The sequence below is a fragment of the Micrococcus luteus genome (assembly GCF_014138885.1).
Classification (GTDB): Bacteria; Actinomycetota; Actinomycetes; order Actinomycetales; family Micrococcaceae; genus Micrococcus; species Micrococcus luteus.
On the sequence record NZ_JACJIK010000001.1, the window covers coordinates 1,539,648 to 1,560,707 of the forward strand.

The 21,060-nt window shown below is 72.2% G+C and carries 22 protein-coding genes and 1 pseudogene; 15 read left to right on the forward strand and 8 right to left on the reverse strand.

Annotated features, from left to right (window positions below):
- Positions 1-11 precede the first annotated feature (11 nt).
- Positions 12-1,019, reverse strand: coding sequence for an IS481 family transposase (locus HDA34_RS07070; RefSeq protein WP_182496710.1), 1,008 nt, complete (start codon positions 1,017-1,019; stop codon positions 12-14).
- Between the two features lie 194 nt (positions 1,020-1,213).
- Between HDA34_RS07070 and HDA34_RS07075 the strand changes: the two genes are divergently transcribed.
- The gene (locus tag HDA34_RS07075; protein ID WP_134377330.1) at positions 1,214-2,065 is read left to right on the forward strand and encodes a GIY-YIG nuclease family protein; all 852 of its coding nucleotides are present in this window, start codon (positions 1,214-1,216) and stop codon (positions 2,063-2,065) included.
- Positions 2,066-2,195: 130 nt separating this feature from the next.
- Positions 2,196-2,765: a hypothetical protein gene (locus tag HDA34_RS07080; RefSeq protein WP_233437087.1), complete on the forward strand. Its 570-nt coding sequence runs from the start codon at positions 2,196-2,198 to the stop codon at positions 2,763-2,765.
- 100 nt (positions 2,766-2,865) lie between these two features.
- On the opposite strand, the gene glpK is transcribed toward HDA34_RS07080, so the two are convergent.
- The 3 genes from glpK to HDA34_RS07095 all read right to left on the reverse strand — a co-directional run bounded on the left by glpK (position 2,866) and on the right by HDA34_RS07095 (position 6,968).
- Positions 2,866-4,398, reverse strand: coding sequence for a glycerol kinase GlpK (gene glpK / locus HDA34_RS07085; RefSeq protein WP_044659371.1), 1,533 nt, complete (start codon positions 4,396-4,398; stop codon positions 2,866-2,868).
- Between the two features lie 94 nt (positions 4,399-4,492).
- Positions 4,493-5,215: an MIP/aquaporin family protein gene (locus HDA34_RS07090; protein ID WP_134377329.1), complete on the reverse strand. Its 723-nt coding sequence runs from the start codon at positions 5,213-5,215 to the stop codon at positions 4,493-4,495.
- A 13-nt stretch (positions 5,216-5,228) separates the two neighbouring features.
- Complete coding sequence (locus HDA34_RS07095) at positions 5,229-6,968, reverse strand: glycerol-3-phosphate dehydrogenase/oxidase (RefSeq protein WP_134377328.1); 1,740 nt, start codon at positions 6,966-6,968, stop codon at positions 5,229-5,231.
- A 292-nt stretch (positions 6,969-7,260) separates the two neighbouring features.
- On the opposite strand from HDA34_RS07095, the gene HDA34_RS07100 reads away from it, so the two are divergent.
- Positions 7,261-7,710, forward strand: a complete 450-nt coding sequence (locus HDA34_RS07100) for a hypothetical protein (protein ID WP_123243980.1) — start codon at positions 7,261-7,263, stop codon at positions 7,708-7,710.
- A 115-nt stretch (positions 7,711-7,825) separates the two neighbouring features.
- Here HDA34_RS07100 and HDA34_RS12125 read toward each other — a convergent pair whose 3' ends face one another.
- On the reverse strand, positions 7,826-9,076 hold the full coding sequence (locus tag HDA34_RS12125) for a GNAT family N-acetyltransferase (protein ID WP_310735467.1): 1,251 nt from the start codon (positions 9,074-9,076) through the stop codon (positions 7,826-7,828).
- Between the two features lie 110 nt (positions 9,077-9,186).
- Between HDA34_RS12125 and HDA34_RS07110 the strand changes: the two are divergent.
- The 11 genes and pseudogenes from HDA34_RS07110 to HDA34_RS07160 form a co-directional block, all read left to right on the forward strand.
- Positions 9,187-9,534, forward strand: a pseudogene (locus HDA34_RS07110) (GNAT family N-acetyltransferase); the annotation flags it as partial.
- Entirely contained in the window at positions 9,531-10,751 is a 1,221-nt protein-coding gene (locus HDA34_RS07115) for a Fic family protein (protein ID WP_134377327.1), read from the forward strand. The pseudogene HDA34_RS07110 and the gene HDA34_RS07115, both read left to right, overlap by 4 nt.
- Before the next feature lie 220 nt (positions 10,752-10,971).
- Complete coding sequence (locus tag HDA34_RS07120; RefSeq protein WP_049147456.1) at positions 10,972-11,313, forward strand: alpha/beta fold hydrolase; 342 nt, start codon at positions 10,972-10,974, stop codon at positions 11,311-11,313.
- A gap of 23 nt (positions 11,314-11,336) precedes the next feature.
- On the forward strand, positions 11,337-11,933 hold the full coding sequence (locus HDA34_RS07125; RefSeq protein WP_044659366.1) for a DinB family protein: 597 nt from the start codon (positions 11,337-11,339) through the stop codon (positions 11,931-11,933).
- A gap of 43 nt (positions 11,934-11,976) precedes the next feature.
- Positions 11,977-12,843, forward strand: a complete 867-nt coding sequence (locus HDA34_RS07130; protein ID WP_131661463.1) for an 8-oxoguanine DNA glycosylase OGG fold protein — start codon at positions 11,977-11,979, stop codon at positions 12,841-12,843.
- A gap of 33 nt (positions 12,844-12,876) precedes the next feature.
- Positions 12,877-13,032 carry a hypothetical protein gene (locus tag HDA34_RS07135; RefSeq protein WP_155643142.1) on the forward strand — a complete coding sequence of 52 codons (156 nt, stop codon included), beginning with the start codon at positions 12,877-12,879 and terminating at the stop codon, positions 13,030-13,032.
- Between the two features lie 102 nt (positions 13,033-13,134).
- Positions 13,135-14,145, forward strand: a complete 1,011-nt coding sequence (locus tag HDA34_RS07140) for a GIY-YIG nuclease family protein (RefSeq protein ID WP_052833440.1) — start codon at positions 13,135-13,137, stop codon at positions 14,143-14,145.
- Positions 14,146-14,413: 268 nt separating this feature from the next.
- Positions 14,414-15,121, forward strand: a complete 708-nt coding sequence (locus HDA34_RS07145) for a GntR family transcriptional regulator (RefSeq protein WP_041104849.1) — start codon at positions 14,414-14,416, stop codon at positions 15,119-15,121.
- On the forward strand, positions 15,118-15,480 hold the full coding sequence (locus HDA34_RS07150; protein WP_036315546.1) for a CidA/LrgA family protein: 363 nt from the start codon (positions 15,118-15,120) through the stop codon (positions 15,478-15,480). The genes HDA34_RS07145 and HDA34_RS07150 overlap by 4 nt, the downstream gene beginning before the upstream one ends.
- The gene (locus HDA34_RS07155) at positions 15,477-16,211 is read left to right on the forward strand and encodes an LrgB family protein (protein WP_044659364.1); all 735 of its coding nucleotides are present in this window, start codon (positions 15,477-15,479) and stop codon (positions 16,209-16,211) included. The genes HDA34_RS07150 and HDA34_RS07155 overlap by 4 nt, the downstream gene beginning before the upstream one ends.
- A gap of 177 nt (positions 16,212-16,388) precedes the next feature.
- The gene (locus tag HDA34_RS07160) at positions 16,389-17,141 is read left to right on the forward strand and encodes a metal-dependent hydrolase (protein ID WP_044659363.1); all 753 of its coding nucleotides are present in this window, start codon (positions 16,389-16,391) and stop codon (positions 17,139-17,141) included.
- A 28-nt stretch (positions 17,142-17,169) separates the two neighbouring features.
- On the opposite strand, the gene HDA34_RS07165 is transcribed toward HDA34_RS07160, so the two are convergent.
- A complete protein-coding gene (locus tag HDA34_RS07165; protein ID WP_044659362.1) occupies positions 17,170-17,892 on the reverse strand; it encodes a DUF6226 family protein in 723 nt (240 codons plus the stop codon).
- Between the two features lie 41 nt (positions 17,893-17,933).
- The gene (locus HDA34_RS07170; protein WP_044659361.1) at positions 17,934-19,436 is read right to left on the reverse strand and encodes a long-chain-fatty-acid--CoA ligase; all 1,503 of its coding nucleotides are present in this window, start codon (positions 19,434-19,436) and stop codon (positions 17,934-17,936) included.
- A gap of 265 nt (positions 19,437-19,701) precedes the next feature.
- On the opposite strand from HDA34_RS07170, the gene HDA34_RS07175 reads away from it, so the two are divergent.
- Complete coding sequence (locus HDA34_RS07175) at positions 19,702-20,763, forward strand: zinc-binding dehydrogenase (RefSeq protein WP_044659360.1); 1,062 nt, start codon at positions 19,702-19,704, stop codon at positions 20,761-20,763.
- A gap of 43 nt (positions 20,764-20,806) precedes the next feature.
- Here HDA34_RS07175 and HDA34_RS07180 read toward each other — a convergent pair whose 3' ends face one another.
- Positions 20,807-21,034, reverse strand: coding sequence for a sulfurtransferase TusA family protein (locus tag HDA34_RS07180; RefSeq protein ID WP_002855519.1), 228 nt, complete (start codon positions 21,032-21,034; stop codon positions 20,807-20,809).
- Positions 21,035-21,060: the final 26 nt, after the last annotated feature.

Genomic DNA, 21,060 nt, shown 5'->3' on the forward strand with positions numbered 1-21,060 from the left:
TTCCTCTTCCACTAGATGTAGGAGGGCATGACGTTGTTGACTCGGGCCGGTGCCAACGAGGTCGGCGGGGCGTCCCCGCAGGAGGTATGAGGCCGATGGTAGTTGTAGTGGTTCACCCACACCGCCAGGGCCTCACGCCGAGCCTGCTCTGAGGTGTAGGGGCGGGCGTAGAGGACCTCATCGACCATCAGCCGGTTGTACCTCTCCACCTTCCCGTTATGGCGCGGGGTGTAGGGCCGGATCCGGTGATGCCGGCCCCCGAGCGAGACCACCTTCGCGGTGAAGTCCGCAGCCCGGTAGTTGTTCCCGTTGTCCGTGATCACCCGGTCCACGGTGATGCCGTGGGCGGCGAAGAACGCCCTCGCCCGGCAGTAGAAGCTCACGGTCGTGGCCGCCCGCTCGTCCTCCAACGCCTCGGTGTAGGCCAGCCGGGTGAACCCGTCGATCGCCGAATGCAGATAGGTGTAGCCGACCCGCCGGCCAGGCCCGCGCTTGGAAGCACGGCCTGCTTCACTTTCACGTCCGTGGGTGCGCCAGCCGCCCCCGTCTGGGATCTTCCCGATCTTCTTCACATCCAGGTGCACCATGTGCCCCGGCCCTCTCGCGGTGATCTTCTGGGGTCGTTGGCGCAGGTCTTCTCCGGCCGGGGTCAGGTCCCGTAGGCGGGAGAGCCCGGCCCGGTGCAGCCACCGTCCCACGGTACGAAGACACACCCGGTGGCCCTCGGAGACGAGGTGGTGATGGATGCGCCGTGCGGACCACTTGCGCTCCCGCCGCAGGGCGTGGATCTGGGCGACCAGGACCGGATCGAGCTGGGCAGGTGAACGGTGCGGCCGGCTGGGCAGGTCCTGAAGGCCGGCTTCTCCCTGGGCGCGGTAGCGGGCGACCCAAGTGGCCACCGTGGGCCGGCTCACCCGGAACTCGGCGGCCACGTGTGCCTGCGGGATCCCGTCGTGCAGGTGGCGGTGGACCATCCTGAGACGGCCAGTGGGGGTCAGGGGTGCGTTAGCGTGAGTCATGAGTGGGTCTCTTCTGGCAGGTGGGTTGTTGAGGAACTTCCATCCTGCGGGAGAGGCCCACTCGTCTCATCTCAGCCCGGTACGGATGTCAAGAACCTCATGACCCACAACAACTAGAAGGCGTCACGGTGATTGTGGCTGAGGGCTCATCGCAGCGGAAGGGTGATCAGGGGGCCTCGGCAGAATGGGGTCCCATGGAGTCCACCCAGCCCGTCCCCGAGCCCTTCGTCCTGACCCTCGGTGCGGTCCTCGCCGCCGCCGGCCTTGACCCGCACGACGTCCTGGCCATCCGCCACACCTACAAGGAGTCGGGGCTGCCGTCGCGGGCGGCAGCCACGCCGGAGCGCGTACTCGCCTACACGCGGGAGCAGCACCACGTGGGGAAGTTCCCGAAGGAGCCTGCTCGCCACTGGCTGATCTTCATGGGGGAGGGCGGGCGTCGTTCTCGTCTCACCGCCGTGTACGAGAACCGCGGGGAGGCCGTGGCTGAGCGCACGGAGCGGCATCGGTACTACGACGTTGCGCCGGTGCCGCTGCTGGCCTCCCTCGAGGAGCGCCTGGTGGTGGAGTGGTCCGCAGACCCCGTGAACTGGGCCAAGCGCGGGCCCCTCGCGGCGCGGTTCCCCGTCCTGGAGATCGCCGACCCCACCACCGAGGCGTTCCCCGGCTTCGACCACGTGCTCCTCAGCTACGGGGACCTGCAGTCACTGGTGACCGAGACCCGCTACGCAGGCTGGCGCACCGCCCTGCAGGCCGTACGCGGGATCTACCTGATCGCCGACGAGACCGCGGGCCAGTGCTACGTGGGCAAGGCCGACGGCGAGCGTGGTGTGCTCGGACGGTGGGCGGCCTACGCCCGTGACGGGCATGGCGGGAACGTCGCCCTCCGGGATGCCCTAGAGCTCGACCCCGCCCAACCGGAGCGGTACACGTTCAGCCTGTTGCGCGTGTTCGGCTCCAATACCCCGCCGGCCCAGATCGACGCCGCGGAGAAGCACTACAAGGAGGCTTTGATGACGCGCCGGTTCGGACTGAACCGGAACTGAACGGACGTCGTCGTCCTGGGGGAGAGAGCGAAGGGCAGACGGGAGGGGGGATGGATTGCCCCCGCCGAGCCTTGGGGAGGAGGGCAAGTGCGCCCTCCAGGCACAGCAGCCATCGCTGAGTTCCTCGAATATGACTGCCCACGAGCACACGGGGCATCCGCAAGCCGCCCGCATTGATGTCGCCGCGCGGGCCGACGTCGTCGAGGCGGGCGGGCCAGGTCTGATGGGTGTGAACGGCCTCCCCGGAACCGGCAAGACGACGATGCTCCGGGACATCCTGGCGTCCAACGTTGTCGAACGAGCACGCCGATTGTCGGCGTGTGAGAACCCACTCGACGCCCTCACCGAACGCACCCATGAGTGGACCGGCGAGGACAGGATGCGACGACGGGCGCGCGAACTCCGGCCTGAGGTGGCCGGCCTCGAAAGGGTGGTGGCCTCGGCGAACAACGCGGCCGTGGAGAACCTCTCCGAGGAGATTCCACAGCGGAGCGCCATCAAGGACAGCCGGAACGTGGATGCGGACTACTTCGCCTGCCTGTCCACCGCCGCCTTGGGCGGAAGCGGCGGGGAAGAGGACGCCCTGGGTGAGGACAGCTTGACGTCGGAGCAGCCGGGCGCCTCGGGCCTGGCCACTGCGCCGATGGCAACGGCACCGACTCCGCCCCGCTCCGCGCGCAGGCGGCCGACGAGGGGGTAGTGCTGCTCGGGGTTCTTCTGGAGGGGCCGGACCGGCCCGGACCGGCCCGGGGCGCACGGGGCGCACGGGGCCGGCCGGACCGACCTACGGACCGGACGGCTCAGCCCTGGGCCGACTCGACGTCCTCGTCGACCCAGTCGCGGGAGCGTTCCACGGCCTTCTTCCACAGCCGCAGGGCGCGCTCAACCTCCTCCTCGTCCGTGGTGGGCTCCCAGCGCTTGTCCTCTTCCCAGTTGGCCACGAGCTCGTCCTGGGACGCCCAGAACCCCACCGCCAGGCCTGCGGCGTAGGCGGCGCCGAGAGCGGTGGTCTCGATGACCTTGGGGCGCACGACGGGCACGCGCAGCAGGTCCGCCTGGAACTGCATGAGCAGCTCGTTGGCGACCATGCCACCGTCGACCTTCAGTTCGGTCAGGTCCACGCCGGAGTCCGCGTTCATGGCGTCCAGGACCTCGCGGCTCTGGAAGGCGGTGGCCTCGAGCGCCGCGCGGGCGATGTGCCCCTTGTTGACGTAACGGGTCATGCCCACCATGACGCCGCGGGCCGCGGCGTCCCAGTGCGGGGCGAAGAGGCCGGAGAACGCGGGGACGAAGTACACGCCGCCGTTGTCCTCCACGCCGGCGGCCAGGGTCTCGACCTCCGGGGCGCTGGCGATCATCCCGAGGTTGTCACGCAGCCACTGGATCAGCGAGCCGGTGACGGCGATCGAGCCCTCCAGCGCGTACACCGGCTTCTGGTCGCCAATGCGGTACGCCACCGTGGTGAGCAGGCCGTTGTCCGAGTGCACCGGCTCCTCGCCGGTGTTGATCAGCATGAAGTTGCCGGTGCCGTACGTGTTCTTGGCCTGGCCGACCTCGAAGCACGCCTGGCCGAAGGTCGCCGCGTGCTGGTCGCCCAGGATGCCGGTGATCGGCGTCTCGCGCAGCAGCTGCTGGCCGGATACGGTGCCCACCTCGGCGGAGGAGCTGACGATCTCCGGGAGCATGGACATCGGGATGCCCATGTCCGCGCAGATCTCCTCGTTCCAGTCGAGGGTGTCCAGGTTCATCAGCATGGTGCGGGAGGCGTTGGTGACGTCGGTGACGTGCCGGCCGCCCTCGCCGCCGCCGGTGAGATTCCACACGAGCCACGAGTCCGTGGTGCCGAAGATGAGGTCGCCGTTCTCGGCGGCCTCCCGGGCACCGTCCACGTTCTCCAGAATCCAGGCCACCTTGGGGCCGGAGAAGTACGTGGCCAGGGGCAGCCCGACGCGCTCCTTGTAGCGGTCCGCGCCGACGTCGCCGGCGAGGCGCTCGCAGAGGTGGTCGGTGCGGGTGTCCTGCCACACGATGGCGTTGTACACCGGCTTGCCGGTGTTGCGGTCCCACACCACGGTGGTCTCACGCTGGTTCGTGATGCCCACGGCGGCGACGTCGTGTCGGGTCACCTCGGCGCGGGCCAGGGCCTCGCCGATGACCTCGCGGGTGTTCGTCCAGATCTCCACTGGGTCGTGCTCCACCCAGCCGGCGCGCGGGAAGATCTGCTCGTGTTCGCGCTGACCAGTGGACACGATGGCCCCACTGTGGTCGAAGAGGATCGCGCGCGTGGACGTGGTGCCCTGGTCGATGGCCATCACGTAGCGGGGGGTGGTCATGTCCTACTCCTTCGGAGGTGGTCACGGGGGTGTGGGGGTGGCGGGCACGTTCCCGCAGGGGAACGTGCCCGCCGGGGTTGGACGGGCAGACCGCTCAGACGAACAGAGGCGCGGCGAGGCCGGCCAGGACGGCGCCGACGAGCGGGCCGACGATCGGCACCCAGGCGTAGCCCCAGTCCGAGCCGCCCTTGTGCCGGATCGGCGCGACGGCGTGGAACAGGCGGGGGCCCAGGTCGCGCGCCGGGTTGATGGCGTACCCCGTGGGGCCGCCCAGGCTCGCGCCGATCGCGACGACGAGCAGGGCCACCGCGAGCGGGCCGAGCCCGGAGGGGGTGGAGCCGAAGAGCAGGATCACGAACACCAGGACGAACGTGGCGATCACCTCGGTGACCATGTTCCACAGCGGGTTGCGGATCTCGGGGCCTGTGGCGAAGGTGCCCAGGATCGAGCCCTGGTCCGTCTCCGCCTGGTAGTGGTCGCGGTAGGCCAGCCAGGCCAGGGCCGCGCCGAGGAAGGCGCCGATCAGCTGCGCCGCGAAGTACGCGAGCGTGGTGCCGAGGGTCACGGCGATGCCGGGGGCGTACTCCTCGGCGCCGCTGACGAGCAGGCCGACGGTCACGGCGGGGTTCAGGTGCGCACCGGTCGCGGCAGCGACGTAGACGCCCGCGAAGACGCCCAGCCCCCAGCCGAAGCTGATGAGCAGCCAGCCTCCGCCGTTGCCCTTGGTCTTCGTCAGGACGACGTTGGCGACGACGCCGACGCCGAGCAGGAGGAGGATGGCCGTGCCGGCGATCTCATGCAGGAAGATCGTGCCCATGGACGGGCTCCTTTCAGGGGGTGGGGGCGGCGTCGGCGGCCGCGAGCGCGGCGGCGGCGGTGACGTCGTCGTGGGCGGTCTCGCCGCGGAGGCGGGCGGCGACGAGGTCCTTGTACGCCCGGATCTCACCGGCGATGCGCTCTTCATCCCAGCCCAGCTCGGGGGCCACGAGGGACGCGATCTCCTCGGCCGCCGCGACGCCGCGGTCGCGGACCTCGGTTGACAGGCGCGTGCGGCGCTCGATGACGTCGTCCAGGTGGACGACGCCCTCGGCTCGGGCCGCGTAGACGATCTCGGCGCGCAGGTAGCGCGGCGCCTCGGCGAGAGGGACGCTCAGGGACGGGTCGCCGTCGATCAGGTCGAGCACATGGCGCAGGACGGTGCCGTAACGGAACAGGAGCCGGTCCACGCGGGCCTCGTCCAGGCCGTAGTCGGCGGCGATGCGGTCCGCCTCCGCCTCGATCTCCGAGTAGCCGAGGCCGCCGAGCACGGGGATGCGCTCGGTGAGGCTGGGACGGGTCGGGTGGGTCTCGCGCACCACGAAGTCCACGACGTCCTCGGCCATGGCCCGGTACGTGGTCCACTTGCCGCCGGCCACGGCGGTGAGGCCGGGGGCCACCTCGGTGACGGTGTGCTCACGGGAGATCTTGGTGGAGCCGCCGTCGGATCCGGTGACCGGCTGCAGGAGCGGGCGCAGGCCGGCGTACGTGGCGATCACGTCGTCACGCGTGAGGTCCTCCTTCAGCACCGCGTTGGCGTGCTCGAGGATGTAGTCGATGTCGTCCGCGGTGGTGGCCGGATGGGCCACGTCCTCCGCCCACGGGGTGTCCGTGGTGCCGATCACCCAGTACTCGTCCCACGGGATGAGGAACAGCACGGACTTCTCCGTCTTGGTGATCACGCCGGTGGCGGCGTCGGCGCGGATGCGGTCGCGCGGGACGGTGATGTGGGCGCCCTTGGAGGCGAGCACCTCGAGGCCGCCGTCGGCCCCGGCCAGCTCCTGCTGCTCCTGGGTCCACACGCCCCCGGCCAGGATGACGGCGCGCGCGTGCACGTCGAACTCCTCGCCGGAGGTCTCCTCGCGGACACGCACGCCCTGCACACGGCCGTCGTCGCCGCGCAGGTAGCCGGTGACGGCGGTGTAGTTGGCGGCCACGGCGCCGTGGTCCACGGCGGATCGCACGAGCATCATGGCCAGGCGGGCGTCGTCGAACTGGGCGTCGGCGTACTCCACCGCGCCGACGATCTTCTCGTCGTCGAGGGAGGGGAAGGTCGCGGCCATGGAGCGGCGGCTGAGATGGCGGTGCGCGCCCATCGCGCGGCGGCGGCCGAGCGACTGCATGGCGTCGTACATGGTGACGCCGGCGCCGATGAAGCCGCGGTCGATCACCTTGTGGAAGAACGGGAAGACGAAGCGCAGGGGACGCACCAGGTGGGGCGCGGTCTGGGTGAGCAGCAGGTCGCGCTCCCGCAGCGCCTCGTACACCAGCTTGACGTCCAGCATCTCGAGGTAGCGCAGGCCACCGTGCATGAGGCGGGAGGAGCGGGACGAGGTCCCGGAGGCCCAGTCGCGGGCCTCGACGATGCCCACGTCGAGGCCGCGGGTGGCCGCGTCGAACGCGGCGCCCACGCCGGTGGAGCCGCCGCCCACGACCAGGATGTCGAGGGGGGCCTCCGGGCTGGTGGCCCGGAGGCGGGCGAGGTGGTCCTCCCGCGTGGCGGCGGAGAGGGGGACGGTTCGCAGGGTCGGCATGGGGGGTTGCTCCTTTATCAGTGGAGGCACAGTGTAGTGGCGTGGCTCACGATACCCAGTATCAGCACGAGCCGAGGTCCATGATGTCACTCCCGGGCCGCGGGTATGCACGCGTCGGGTACGGTCTCGCGGAACCCGAGCCGCTCGAACAGCGGCACGTCGGCGCGCGTGGAGGTGGCTCGTCCCACACGCTCCTCGGGCTGTGGCACCTCACCCTGTTCCGCTGGAACGAGGGCGGAGCGCCTCGGGTGACGCGTGCCCTCGGGTGAGGCCCCGCCCCTACACTCCGACCATGGACATCACCGTCGGCGCCGTCGGCCGCGCCTCGCTCTCGGACTGGGAGCAGGAATGCTGCGGTGACTCGATCGCCGTGGGGGAAGTCCACGAGCTGATCCTGCTGCCCTCCCGGGGAGTGAGTCAGGCTGGGCCCCTGGCCTCTGCAGGCTGGGTCGTCACCCATCACGACGACGGCAGCCCCGCCGGGTCGATCCCGTTGCGTCGTGTGCGGGCCGTGGTGAGGGCGGCACACGAGGTGTGGCCCTCGGGGCGGCTCGCCGAGATCGACCGCGTCCCCGGCCACGCTGACCTGACGATCCTTGAGCCGGAGGAGGCCACCGGCCTCGGCATGGGGGAGGTCGTCTACGTCGGCGCCTACGAGCCGGTGCTCCCCGAGACTCCCCGCCCTGACGAGTGGCTTCTCGACCTGGAGATCCTCGAGGACCTCGGTCCGCACACCTGGTGAGCCTCGCGAGTCCACCCCCTCACGGTGTCGAGCTACATGGGGTGAGCGTAGAAGTCCGTTCGGCGGCACGGATTGCGCCCGACACGCCGACCTCGGTGCGCATGGATGCGAACGTTCACATCACTGCATCCCCCACGCCTCTCCACGATGCGCAGGTGGGGGATTTCTCTTTCGCCACGGGGCCCGAGGCGGTTCTTCCGGAGCTGACGTTGCCTTCGCCGTCATAGATGGCCCCCCCACCTCCCCGGTCGCTCGCGAGCATCGCGTAGACGAGGGTGTCCGTCCACTCGCCCTTGCTCCACCAGTTCTGGCGGTGGTGTGCCTCTCGACGCATACCGAGCGTCTCGGCCAGTCGGGCGGACGCCGTGTTGCGGGCATCCATCTGTGCCACCACCCGGTGCAGGCCAGACGTCTCGAACCCCAGGTCCAGCAGCGCAGCCGCGGCCTCCCGGGCGAAGCCCTGACCAGCATGCCGCGGATCCAGAGCCCAGCCGATCTCCGCGACACCGCGCTCGCGGTCCGTCAGCCACAGGATCACGTCACCCACGGGGACGCCCGCGTGCTCCACCACCAGGGACGCCGCCCCGGACGGGCCGCCGAGGTCGTCCCACGTGATCCGCTTGGCCAGCTTCGCCCGCGCGGTCGCCTCGTCCCAGGGCTCGTCCAGCAGGTGGTGCACCACCTCGGGCTGCGTGTACATCTCCTGCAACCAGCCGCGGTCGTCCTCCCGGTGCGGCCGCAGCGTCAGCCGCGCGGTGGGCAACGGCCAGTCAGGGGCGCGGCCGCCCGCAGCCGCGCCCTCCTTGCGCCCCGCCGGGGGTGTGACGTCCGCGTCGGCCGGGACCGGCGTCGTCGTGCCGGACGCCCAGTCCTGGCGCAACATTGCGTAGGCCACGGACGCGAGCGGCTCGCCGCCGTCCACGGGCCAGCCGCGCCGGTAGTGCGCCTCCTTGACCCAGCCGGCCCGGCGGAAGGTGCGCAGCATGGGGACGTTGTCCTCGCGGGTCTGGCCCTCGAAGCGGTCCACCGCGGGCATCGTCTCGAAGACGCGCCGGGTGAGCGCGGTGAGGATCTGCGCGCCGAGCCCGCGCCCGCGGAACCGCTCCGCCACGCGCAGGTCGAACAAGGGGGTGGGGTCCGTGAGGTCCTCCAGGCGCACCACGCCGACGCGGCCGTGCTCGGGATGCTCGATCCAGAAGGTGCGGTGGTCCTCATCCTCCCAGGCGCCGCCATCGACGGCCTTCTCCGCCTCCGGCCGGGTGACGCGCGGGCGCGTGTGGAACGGCCACGCGTTCTCGGTGAGCAGGGCGACGAGCGCGTCCCGGTCGGCGCCTGCCGGGTCGAGTGGAGTGAAGGTGACGTCCATGGGGCCGAGAGTAGGGGAGGGGACGTCACCGCCGCCCGTTGCCGTGACCCCATGGCCACGCCCCTCCTCGACCTCGCGGCGCACCGCGCGAGGAAGCCCGGGACGCGCAGGCCGAGATCGGCTGGACCATAGCCCAGGCCCACGCCGGCCGGGGCCGCGCCACCGAGCTGGCCTGTGCCCTGTTGGACCTCGCCTTCGCAGGCCTCGGCGTCCGACCCGTGGAGGCTCACGCCTTCGCGGACAACGCGCCCATCCTGCGCGTGATGGAGAAGGTCGGCCTGCGCCACGAGGGCACCTTCAAGGAGGAGTCACTGCACCGCACCCGCGGCTGGGTGGACGGCGTCACTTACGCGATGCTCGCCTCGGAGCATCGGGCCCGGGGCAGACGGCTTTCCACCTCACGACGCCCAGAAGTACGCAACTCTCTAGACATAACGTTGCGTAAGGTGGCGGCATGAGCAACGATCCGCGCCCGACCCCGTGGGCCGTCGGCTGGGAAGAGCGCCCCTGGGCCGCGGGCCCGGATGACGCCGGCGTCCTCACTCGGCGCGCTCGCGTGCGTGCAGCAGGCCCATATCGAGCCGCGCTCCCAGCCCGCATCGCCCGACTCGGGCTCGACCTGCCCTCTGATCTGGCGACCGAGGTCGAGGAGGCGACGGCCGCCGTCGTGCGCTTCGATGCTGAGATCAGCCACGCCCTCCCGGGGCTCACGGGAGAGATCGCCCCGATCGACGCGGTGCTCCTGCGCACTGAGTCCGCGTCCTCCTCGCAGATCGAGCACATCACCGCGGGCGCGCGAGCCCTCGCCCTGGCGACTCTCGGCGAACGCACCCGCCCGAACGCAACGCTCGTGGCGGCGAACGTGAGGGCCATGGGCGCTGCTTCCCGGCTGGCCGCCGACCTCGACGAGCCCGCCCTGCTGGCCGCCCATCGTGCCCTCATGGACGGTCAGGAGCATGCCCGGCCGGGTGCCTACCGCGATGCGCAGGGGTGGATCGGGGGCGGGGCGCCCACGCCGCACACGGCGCAGTTCGTCCCGCCCCATCCGGAGCGCCTGCGTGCCGGGATGGACGATCTCTTCGCCTATCTGCGCCGCACGGACGTACCCGCCCTCGTGCAGGCCGCCATCGCGCACGCCCAGTTCGAGACCATCCACCCGTTCGCGGACGGCAACGGCCGCACCGGGCGCGTCCTCGTGCACGCCGTGTTGCATCGGGCCGGCGCGATCACCCGTATGGGGGTGCCCCTCTCCGCGGGACTCCTCACGGACACGGCCGGATACTTCGACGCCCTCACCGCCTACCGCGACGGCGACCCCGCGCCCATCGTGCGCCGCTTCGCGCAGGCCGCCCTGGCCGCCGTCGGCAACGGCCGAGAGCTCGTCGCGGACCTGGACGAGGCCCTGACCGGCTGGCGCGAGCGGCTCACCGCCCGGCGGGACGCGGCGGTCTGGCGGGCGCTCGCGGTGATCATCGCGCAACCCGCCGTGACCGTGGACCACCTGGCCCAGGTGCTGGGTGTCTCGCGCCCGGCCGCCCAGCGGGCCGTGGACCAGCTTGTCGAGGCCGGTGTGCTGCAGCCGGTCTCCAGCCAGCGTCGGAACCGGGTGTGGCTGGCCACCGAGGTGCTCGCCTGTCTGGACGAGTTCGCCGCGCGTGCGGGCCGGCGGGGTTGACCGGGTGTGGACTACCGGGCTGACCAGCCTCATGCCGCGTGTAGTGTCCCGGCCATGGTCAGGCGAACACACGAGGTGAGGCCCGCGGGATGACTCGCGGTCCGTCAGCCACAGGATCACGTCCCCACGGGCATGCCCACGTTCCCCACCACCAGAGACACCGATCCGGCAGGGCCAGCCGAGGTCGTCCTCCCGGGGTGGGCGCAGCGTCAGGCGCGCGGTGCGCAACGGCCAGTCAGGGGCGGGGCCGCCCGCAATCGCGCCCTCCCCGCGCTCCACCCGGGACGTCGACGCCGGCTGGGTGCCACGCTTCGACGTCGACGTGCTGGAGGCCGCCCTGCGGCCCGTCCACGAGCGGCCCCGGTGGGAGGAATGGGGGCAGATCGCCGCGCCAACCCTGCTGATCACCGGGGAGAACGGGTACGTGCCCGCCGGAGAGCTGGACGAGATGCGGCGTCGGCGCCCGGATGTGCGGCACGTGCAGGTGCCCGGCGCGGGGCACGACGTGCACCTGGACGCGCCGGAGCGGGTGGCTGAGCTCGTGCGGGGGTTCGCGGCCTGACTGATCTGGGGCAGGATCCCCCCATGGACCACAAGCAGATCCTCCACGACGGGCTGCGCCGCCAGCGTGCGGCCCTCCTCCAGAAGCTCGAGGGCCTCAGCGAGCGCGACGCCCGCCTGCCGCGCACTCCCACCGGCACCAACCTGCTGGGACTGGTCAAGCACGCCGCCGTCGTCGAGCTGGAGTACTTCGGCGAGACGTTCGGCCGCCCCGCCGAGGTGCAGCTGCCCTGGGCGGCGGCGGGGCAGCCGGAGGAGGACAACGTGGACATGTTCGCCGCCGAGGGTGAGTCCCTCGAGGACGTCCTCGAGTTCGCCCGCCGTTGCTTCGCCCACGCGGACGCGACCATCACGGCCCTCGGCGCCGACGCCCCCGGGCGGGTGGCGTGGTGGCCCGACGACAAGGCGGAGGTGACGCTCGCGCAGATCATTGCGCACGTCGCCCTGGACGAGGCCCGGCACGCCGGCCACGCGGACATCCTGCGGGAGCAGATCGACGGGCAGGCCGGCCTGCGCGCCCCGGGGAACAACCTGCCCCCGTGGGACGCCGACCGCTGGGCCGCCCACGTGGACCGTCTGACCGCCATCGCGGAGGGGAGTGGCGGGCCGGGCCGGAACTGAAGGCACATGCCTCCCGTGCCGGTCCTTGGCCTACGGTGTGGCCATGACGAGTACTCCCGCTGCCGCCGTACCCCCTGCCCTCCAGCGCTCATTCGATGCGTGGGCTGCCGCCGGCAGGCCCGCCGACGAGCCCACGCGCTGGTCCTTCGATCACTGGACGGCCCACGTGCCCGACCTGCCCGCCTGCCTCGAGTGTGAGCCGCTGACCCGCGCCGTCGTCACCGGCTACGCCGCGAAGGTGACCGCCGAGGACCGCGCCGTGCAGCGGGACGCCTTCATCGCCGCGATGGTGTGGGGATACGGACGGGTCGGCTACGGCCCCTCCCGGGTGGAGCGCATCATGGCGCAGCCCGGGTTTGAGGAGCAGCTCGCCGACGTCACCCGCATCACCCTCGAGCAGGGCGGGCCCGCGGCCTTCGAGCACATCCGGCAGCAGCGCAAGAGCGGGGTCGGCTGCCTCAAGCACCTCGGCGCGGCCTTCGGCACCAAGTACCTCTACTTCCTCACCAAGGCCCACCGGGAGTCCGACATCGCCCCCGTCCTCGACTCCGTGGTGCGCGCCTGGTTCGCCGAGCATGTGAAGGACGTCGACGTCCGGATCGGCGGCGGCTGGACCTACCCCGACAGGTACCGGACGTACGTCACGACCATGCAGGCGTGGGGTGAGGAACTCAAGATCCCGGCCGACGACGTCGAGCGGCTCATCTTCCTCCAGCAGCAGGACGCCACCCAGGAGCCCTGGCGGGCGAGCTGGAGTTCCGCCGCCGCGGACCCGGAGGCCGGCGAGCTGCTCGAGGCCCTCCGCCTCGCGCTGGCCGACCTGGGCGCCGGGGACGACGCCGAGCCCCACCTGCAGGCTCTGGAGGACGTCATCGCCGACGCGGAGGACCGGGCGCCCGACGAGGCGTGAAGCCCCGCCCGCCTGTGCGCGGTTGGCGTCGAGATGAACGTGTCCGCTGAGCAGCTGATCGGCGACGAGTCCGGCGTGCACCGCGGCCTGTACCGGCGCGTCGTGGACCACGTCCCGTGGCTACGCGGCTTCGTCTGCGACGACCTCCACAATTTCGGCCCAGAGGACCGGTGGATCTTGGCGCGGTGAGGGCTCAGCGATCCATCGCAAGGGCGCCTACCGTGTCCAGGGCCCTCCGTAGGCTCGAGGCGTAGCCGGGGTAGATGTCCCGGACGAAGAGAGGACATTGGCATGACCACCAAGGCGGGGCTCATCGTGGCCGCTTCCCATGCTCTGCAGAACAGTCCCCAGCTGTTCGCACGCGTCGAGGACGGCGGTGTGGTCATTGGTGGGCGTGGCGGCGAGGTCATGCCGGATTCGACCGGGCTGTACGCGGTTGTCGCGCAGGATCCTGACGCGGCGCGAGCCGAGCTGCGATTGGACACGTCTGTCAGTCGAAGCGATGTGCTTTACATCGGCAAGGCCGAGGGCAGCCTGCGGGCCCGCCTGGAACGCAAGCATTTCGCGGGCGGCGGCACCGCGCACTCCACTCTGCGCCGCACTCTGGCCGCACTCCTGGTGGATCGGCTGGACCTGGAGCCAGTCGCCGTCGCCTCCGCGGGTCGATTCTCCCTCACCCCGGAGAGCGGCGAGCAGCTGACCACCTGGATGCGCCGTCACCTCGCCGTCCGTGTGTGGCAGGCGCCCGCCGGGTTCGCGGAAGTGACACCGCTCGGGGGCATCGAGAAGCCTGTGATCGACACGCACACCCCGCCGTTGAACCTCATCTACGGCGGCACCAGCCCCGAAGCACAGCTGCTCCGCCAGCGCATCCGGAAAGCCCGCACGGCCATGGCGGAGCAGGCGAAGCGCGATGTGGACGTGGTGGAAGTCCATTCGTCGGCGCGCGCGACCGTCGGCGACTTGTTCCGCCGCCGCCGCCCCCGCCAGTACGGGCTGCGGGGAAGCATCGGTCTCTGGGAGGAGCTCGCTGAACGGCTCGACGACACCCCCATGCCCACCAGTGAGTATGAACTCGGCCGGCTCCTGCGCGATGCGCTCGATCGCTCCCTCGAGGGGGCCGAGCCTTACGACGAGGACAAGGTCAATGTGGAGCGGTTCAACCGCGGAGGCATGAGTCAGGGCCTCGTCCATCTGCCCTGGTGGGAGGACCAGGCCATCCCCCTCCTCCTCGACCGCTGGGGAGCCTGGGCGGACACCCGGGGTCTCCTCGGCCCGGAGGACTACATCGGGAGCTGGTGACCCGACAGTGTGTGGTGCCTGCCGCCGTCCTCGATGGCCTCCTTCGCCACCGGCCGGGTGACGTGGGGCGCACAGGGAAGGGCCACGTGTTGCCGGTGAGCAGCGCAATGAGCTCCGCGCGGTCCGCGCCGGCGGGGTCGAGACGGGTGATGGCGACGGTCATGGGGCGAGGGTGGGCGCCGGCATCATGGGCGCCTCCCCACCCGGACCCCTTCCGAGTCCGACACAATGCATACATCCATGCATGCATCCGATTACTCTGGCCCGCATGACTCCACTCTCCGACCCCTTATGGGGCAGTCGTGCCACGGCTGCCGGCCGCCTGGCCCACGACGTCGCCTGGCGCATCGTCCGCGGTGAGATCGCCGCGGGGGAGATGCTCACCGAGGTCCAGCTCTCCACGGAGGCCGGCATCTCCCGGACGCCGGCCCGGGAGGCCCTCCTCCAGCTCGAGCGCTGGGGCCTGGTGCGGCTCCTCCCCAAGAAGGGCGCGGCCGTGCAGGCCCTCACGCCGCAGAGCGTGGCCGACCTCACGGCCCTGCGCGGCCTCCTCGAGTCCACCGCCCTCGCCACGGTCGCCGCGCGGCCCGACGCCGTCGGGCCCCTCGTCGCCACGCTCACCGCCAACCTGGAGCAGCAGCGCGCCGCCCTGGACGCCGGCGACCTCGCTGCCTTCTCCGCGCTGGACGTGCGCTTCCACCGGGACGTGATCGCCACGTGCGGCAACGCCGCCTTCGACGAGGTCGTGCGCACCTTCGCCCCCCGCCTGGCACGCCTGATCCACGCCGCCACCGGCGGATCCGTCGACGCCGCCCGCCGCCTCCTCGATGGGCACGCCGAGATCTGCGCCCAGCTGGCCGCCGGGCGCGCCGCAGACGCCCAGCGCGCCCTGCAGGCGCACCTCGACGCCGCGGGGAGCGGCGTCGTCCCCGGCCTGCCGCCAGTGGGCCCGTCCGAGGCAGGTGAACCCCGATGATCGAGGGCCTGCTGATCCTGCTGCTCTGCCAGCTGGCGGGCACGCTCGTGGCCGACACGCTGCACCTGCCGATCCCCGGGGCCGTGCTGGGCATGCTCCTGCTGCTCGGCCTGCTCGCGTGGCGCCGGCCGGCCGAGGACGCGCCGGTGATGACGGCGAGCCATCACCTGCTCCAGCACCTGCCGCTGCTGTTCGTCCCGGCGGGCGTCGGCGTCGTCGCGGTGCTGGGCCTCATCGAGGAACACCGGGCGCTGATGCTGGTCGGCTTCGTGGTGCCCTGGCTGCTGGGGCTGGTGGTCACCGCCGGCGTCGCCGCCCCGCTCGCCCGCCGCCTCACGGACAAGGAGGACGCACAGTGAACGCCGCCGAACTCACCGACTCCCTCGCCGAGGCCTGGGACGCGCTCCTGCACACACCGCTGTTCGGCATCGCGCTGACCCTCGCCGTCGCCGTGCTCTCCCGCCGTCTGTGGCTCGCCGCCCGGCAGACCGCCCTGCTCACGCCCGTGCTCGTGACGATCGTGCTGGTGGCCGCGTTCCTGGCCCTGACCGGCATCGACTACGAGACCTACATGATCGGCGGCAGTTACCTCACCTTCCTGCTGGGCCCCGCCACCGTGGCCCTCGCCGTCCCCCTCTACCGGGCCGGCCCTGACATCCGGAAGCTGCTCCTGCCGGTCGCCGTCGGGGTCACCGTCGGCTCGCTGACCGCCATGGTGAGCGCCGTGCTGATCGTGCGGGCGATGGGCGGGGACGCCGCGCTGGCCGCCACGTTCGCCCCCAAGTCCGCGACGACGCCGATCGCCATGGCGGTGGCCGACGCCGGCGGCGGGATCGTCTCCCTCGCCGCCGTGCTCCCCGTGCTCACCGGCGTGCTCGGCGCCGTGTTCGCCCCCTGGGTGCTCGACCGGCTGCGCGTGCGCGACCCCCGCGTGCGCGGTCTGGCCATCGGCGTGAGCTCCCACGGCATCGGCACCGCCCGCGCCCTCGCTGAGGGGCCGAAGACCGGTGCGTTCTCCGCCCTCGCCATGGCCTGCTCCGGTGTGCTCACCGCCCTGCTGGCCCCGCTGGTGCTGGCGATGACGGGGTGAGGGGCCGGGCGGCCGCCCCCGGCCGGGCAGCCGCCTCGACCCGCTCCGGCCGCGGCGGCCGCCTTACCGTGTCCGCCCCGCCTGCCACCCTGGTCCTCTTCCTTCCCCGCGGGCCGCCCGCCGGCCCTCGCAGGCGCAGTGACGCGGCCCGGTCCTGCGAACGAGAGGACCCCACCCATGATGGGCCCGTCCCACGCGGCCACCGGCGCCGCGGCCTGGCTGGCGCTCACGCACTGGCAGTCGCCGATCGCCGTGCTGCACCTGCCCGCCGAGCTCCAGCTGCTCGGCGCCGTGACCACCGCCGGCGCGGCCATGATCAGCGACTGGGACCACCCCCGCGCCACCGTCGTCCACGCCCTGCCGCCCCTGACCGAGTGGCTGAGCCGCGGCATCCGCCACGTGGCCGGCGGGCATCGGCGCGGCACACACTCGCTGGTGGGGATCGCGGCGTTCACCGCCGTCGCGACGGCGGCCGCCTCCATCCAGGTGCCGATCGCGGGGCACGTCTACACACCGGGGCAGGGGGTCATCGCCGCGTTCCTGGCGGCCGTGGCCGCCAAGGCCCTCCGACTGCTCCCGAACCGGGGATGGAGGGCCGCGTGGGCACTCGGCATCCTGGTCGCGGTGTCGGCGACCGTCCTCAGCGACGGGCTGTGGTGGATCCCCGCCTCCGTGGCCGTCGGCGTGAGCGTGCACATCCTCGGCGACGCCCTCACCAACAACGGGGTGGCCCTGCTCTGGCCGCTCAGCCCGGAGCCTCCCGCGCGCCTGTGGTGGTGGCAGTCCTCCGGACGGTTCCGGCTTCCCCTGCTCGGCCGGACCGGGTCCTGGCGGGAGTGGGCGCTCGTCTCGGTGGTCACCGCGTTCACCGTGGTGCGGGCCGTGCGGCTCGTCCCGCTCGCCGCTCGGGGGGTGGCGGCACTGTTCTGAGCGGCGGCACCCGGCCACCGCCGCCCCCTCACGCCTCCGGGAGCCACCCCGCCCGCACGGTCGCCTCGGTCCCGCGGGGCAGCCTCGGGCGGCCGCCGGCGGCCAGGTCCCGGCAGGCGTCCGTGAGCGCCTCGAACGACCACCCCGGGACCCGGCCCAGCGCCTCGGCCGTGCCGTCCTCGCGCCAGTGCACGTGCCAGTCCCGGCGCCGCAGCCCATGACGGCCCCGCAGGCTCACCCCCGTCCCGACCGCGTGCACGACCGCCTGGTCCACGGCCTCGAGCAGCTCATCCGACCCGGGGTCGCAGGCGTCGCATCCGCAGTCCGGGAGCAGCGCGTGCACCTGCCCCGGGGCACCGACCGCCACCCGGAGCACCGGCAGGACGCCGCCGTCGTCGTCCTGGGGCACGTCCGTCTCCAGCAGCCACCAGGGGGAGGCGCCGTCGACGCAGGCCGGCGGCGCCACCCGCAGCGCCCGGTCCACGGGGGCCGCCAGGTCGGCGCGCCCGGCCTCGTCGAGCGGGATGCCACGCACCGGGTCCGGCACGACGACGGCGCCCGCCTCCGCGAGCACCTCGGCCCACACGCGGGCCCGGGCGCCCGCGATCCGATACCGCTGCGGGTCGGTCACCCGGGAGTACTCCTCCTCCCGAGGCGGGGCGCCGTCCGGGTGCGGGGCAGGCCAGGCGGGCAGGTCGAGGGCGGCGTACCGCCGGGCCACCTCCGCCCGCAGACGCGGCAGGGTCGTCATGGGAGGCTCACCCGTGTGTCCGGCCCGGGCGGTCACCCCGCTCACTCCGCCGGCGTCAGTTCCCGCTTGAGGATCTTGCCGGTGGCGGTCTTGGGCAGCCCGTCCCGCACGGTCACGGTGCGCGGGTACTTGTAGGGCGCCACCTGGGACTTCACGTGCTGGATCAGCTCCTCCTCCGTGGCGTGCGCACCGGGGGCGAGCACCACGTGCGCGGCGACCTCCTGGCCGAGCTCCGGGTGGGGCACCCCCACCACGGCGGCCTCCGCGACGGCCGGGTGCTCGTAGAGCACCTCCTCGATCTCGCGCGGGTACACGTTGAGCCCGCCGCGCAGGATCATGTCCTTCGTGCGGTCCACGATGTAGTAGTTGCCCGCGGCATCGCGCCGGGCGAGGTCGCCGGAGCGGAACCAGCCGTCCTCGGTGATGGCCTGGGCGGTGGCCTCCGGCTTGCCCCAGTAGCCCTTCATCACGTTCTCCCCGCGGATCCACACCTCGCCCAGGGTCTCCTCATCGCCCTCGGGCACCACGGCCCCGTCCGGCGTCACCAGCTGCAGTTCGCACCCGCGGACGGCGCGTCCGATCGAGCCCGGCTGATGCTCCTCACCCGGATGGTTGAAGCACGCCACCGGGGAGGTCTCGGACAGGCCGTAGCCCTCGAGGATCTCGCAGTCGAAGGTGGCCTCGAAGCGGCGCAGCAGCTCCACGGGCAGGGCCGATCCGCCGGAGACGCCCAGGCGCAGGCTGGCCAGGTCCTCCGGATGGTCCTTGGCCGCGGCCAGCACGGCCCCGTACATGGTGGGCACGCCGATGAACACGTCCACCGCGCACTCCCGGACGGTCTGCGCGGCCACGGCGGGATCGAAGCGGGGGATCAACGCCAGGCTGGCGCCCGTCGTCACGGGCGCCATGAGCGCGCACGTGAGGCCGAAGACGTGGAACAGCGGCAGGCAGCCGAGCACGGTCTCCCCGTGCTGGAGCTGGATCAGCGTCTCCGCCGCGGTGTCCGCGTTGGTGCCCATGTTCCGGTGGGTCAGCTGGGCGCCCTTGGGGCGGCCGGTGGTGCCGGAGGTGTAGAGGATGACGGCGTCGTCCTCGAGGTCCCGCTCGACGGTCTCGGTCACCGGGCCGGGGCTCGCCGCGAGGTGCGGGGCGAGGCCGTCCTCGCCGAGGGTGCGCAGCGGCACACCGCGCTCGCGGGCGCCCTCCACGGCTTCCTCGGACGGCACGGACCACAGCATCGACGCGCCCGAGTCCTCCAGGTAGTACTCGATCTCGCGGCGCTTGAACAGCGGGTTCATCGGGACGACGACGGCGCCCAGCTGCAGGGCCGCGAAGAACACCACCGGGAACGCCGGGATGTTCGGCACCATGAGCGCCACGCGGTCCCCGGGGCCGATGCCCTCCTGCCGCATGAGCCCGGCCAGACGCTGGGACTGGTCCTGCAGCTCGGCGTACGTCATGCGGTTCTCGCCGAGGATCAGGGCGGTGGAGTTCGGGTGCTCGGCGGCGGTGCGCTCGAGGCGGGCGGGCAGGGTGAGGGTCACGACGGGCCTCCGAGGGGAGTCGGATGTGATGGGAACCACAGCGTAACGCCCGGCGGTGCTCGTTCGCTGTGAGCCGAGCGGGGTGTGTCGGCGGACCTCACGCCAGCGACATCACCGCGGTTCTGCCCGGCGGTGATGTCGCTGGCGCGCGGTCATCCACCGGCCCCGCCTGCGACGTCGATGTGTCGTCTCCACGGCTCAGGGGCGCAAGACTGGTCCCCGCACACCGCCGCCCGGACCGCCGGGCCAGACCGGAGGACAGACCATGACCGCACAGACCCCCGCCACCCCTGCCATCCCCGAGACGATGAAGGCCGTCGTCATGCGCGCGCCGGGCGACGTCGTCGTGGAGGAGGTGGACACCCCGCGCGTCGCTCAGCCCACGGACGTCGTCCTGAAGCTGGCCGCCGCGTGCGTGTGCGGCTCGGACCTGTGGCCCTACCGCGGTCACAACGACGTCGACCACCGGCGCATGGGCCACGAGTACGTCGGCACGATCGTGGAGAAGGGCGAGGACGTCGCCACCCTCGAGGTCGGTGACTTCGTGATCGGCTCGTTCATGCTCTCGGACAACACGTGCGAGATCTGCCAGGCCGGCTACCAGTCCCGCTGCGTCAACGCCGGCGAGTACACGGGCAGCCAGGCGCAGTACATGCGTGTCGAGCTCGCGGACGGCTCCCTCGTGAAGGTGCCCGGGGGTGAGCCCTCGGACCCGGACCGCCTGGCCGACTACCTCGCCGCCTCGGATGTGCTCGGCACCGGCTGGTACGCCGCCGTCGCCGCGCAGGCCGGCCCCGGCAAGACCATCGCCGTGGTCGGCGACGGCGCCGTCGGCCTGTGCGCCGTCCTGGCCGCCAAGACCCTCGGCGCGGAGCAGGTCATCGTGTTCTCCCGCCATGAGGATCGGGCCGCGCTCGCCCGTGAGTTCGGCGCGGACGTCGTGATCGCCGAGCGCGGCGAGGAGGGCGCCGCCCAGGTGCGCGAGCTCACCGGCGGCTACGGCGCGCACGGGGTGTGCGAGGCCGTCGGCACGCAGGGCTCCATGGACCAGGCCCTGGCCTCGGTGCGCCCCGGCGGGTACGTCGGGTTCGTGGGCGTCTCCCACGACCAGACCCTCGACGGCTCCGACCTCTTCGCCCGGGAGATCCACCTCGAGGGCGGGCCCGCCCCCGTCCGCCGCTTCCTACCCGAGCTGATCGAGCGCATCCAGTCCGGCGAGATCCAGCCCGGCCGCGTGTTCACCGCGCGCATGCCGCTCGACGACGCCGCCGAGGCGTACCAGGCCATGGACGAGCGCCGCGAGATCAAGGTGCTGCTGGAGGTCTGAGCCCCCTGCGGAGTGCGGAGGTGCCGAGGGGCTCCTCCGCCCCTCAGCCCTTCTTCACGGTGATCGTCCACTCCGCGGCGCCGCGCTTCACGAAGTCGGTGACCTCGTGGCCGTTCTCCGCGGCCCAGCGGGGCAGGGAGTCGGTGGCCTGGGTGCAGTCGAAGTCGATCACGAGCTCGTCCCCGGAGGGGATCTGCTGCATCGCCTGGTTGGCCTCCACGAGCGGGAAGGGGCAGACCTGGCCGTCGGTCTCGAGCAGGTGCTTCGCCATGATGTTCTCTCCTTGGTGTCGGTGGT

Bases quoted from the DNA above. Each gene is read 5' to 3' on its own strand.
- HDA34_RS07070 (WP_182496710.1), bottom strand. From the start codon at position 1,019: ATGACTCACGCTAACGCACCCCTGACCCCCACTGGCCGTCTCAGGATG.
- HDA34_RS07130 (WP_131661463.1), top strand. From the start codon at position 11,977: ATGACGAGTACTCCCGCTGCCGCCGTACCCCCTGCCCTCCAGCGCTCA.
- HDA34_RS07140 (WP_052833440.1), top strand. From the start codon at position 13,135: ATGACCACCAAGGCGGGGCTCATCGTGGCCGCTTCCCATGCTCTGCAG.
- HDA34_RS07150 (WP_036315546.1), top strand. From the start codon at position 15,118: ATGATCGAGGGCCTGCTGATCCTGCTGCTCTGCCAGCTGGCGGGCACG.
- HDA34_RS07090 (WP_134377329.1), bottom strand. From the start codon at position 5,215: ATGGGCACGATCTTCCTGCATGAGATCGCCGGCACGGCCATCCTCCTC.
- HDA34_RS07145 (WP_041104849.1), top strand. From the start codon at position 14,414: ATGACTCCACTCTCCGACCCCTTATGGGGCAGTCGTGCCACGGCTGCC.
- HDA34_RS07175 (WP_044659360.1), top strand. From the start codon at position 19,702: ATGACCGCACAGACCCCCGCCACCCCTGCCATCCCCGAGACGATGAAG.
- HDA34_RS07080 (WP_233437087.1), top strand. From the start codon at position 2,196: ATGACTGCCCACGAGCACACGGGGCATCCGCAAGCCGCCCGCATTGAT.
- glpK (WP_044659371.1), bottom strand. From the start codon at position 4,398: ATGACCACCCCCCGCTACGTGATGGCCATCGACCAGGGCACCACGTCC.
- HDA34_RS07115 (WP_134377327.1), top strand. From the start codon at position 9,531: ATGAGCAACGATCCGCGCCCGACCCCGTGGGCCGTCGGCTGGGAAGAG.
- HDA34_RS07160 (WP_044659363.1), top strand. From the start codon at position 16,389: ATGATGGGCCCGTCCCACGCGGCCACCGGCGCCGCGGCCTGGCTGGCG.
- HDA34_RS07095 (WP_134377328.1), bottom strand. From the start codon at position 6,968: ATGCCGACCCTGCGAACCGTCCCCCTCTCCGCCGCCACGCGGGAGGAC.
- HDA34_RS07100 (WP_123243980.1), top strand. From the start codon at position 7,261: ATGGACATCACCGTCGGCGCCGTCGGCCGCGCCTCGCTCTCGGACTGG.
- HDA34_RS07075 (WP_134377330.1), top strand. From the start codon at position 1,214: ATGGAGTCCACCCAGCCCGTCCCCGAGCCCTTCGTCCTGACCCTCGGT.
- HDA34_RS07180 (WP_002855519.1), bottom strand. From the start codon at position 21,034: ATGGCGAAGCACCTGCTCGAGACCGACGGCCAGGTCTGCCCCTTCCCG.
- HDA34_RS07165 (WP_044659362.1), bottom strand. From the start codon at position 17,892: ATGACGACCCTGCCGCGTCTGCGGGCGGAGGTGGCCCGGCGGTACGCC.
- HDA34_RS07125 (WP_044659366.1), top strand. From the start codon at position 11,337: ATGGACCACAAGCAGATCCTCCACGACGGGCTGCGCCGCCAGCGTGCG.
- HDA34_RS12125 (WP_310735467.1), bottom strand. From the start codon at position 9,076: ATGGACGTCACCTTCACTCCACTCGACCCGGCAGGCGCCGACCGGGAC.
- HDA34_RS07135 (WP_155643142.1), top strand. From the start codon at position 12,877: ATGAACGTGTCCGCTGAGCAGCTGATCGGCGACGAGTCCGGCGTGCAC.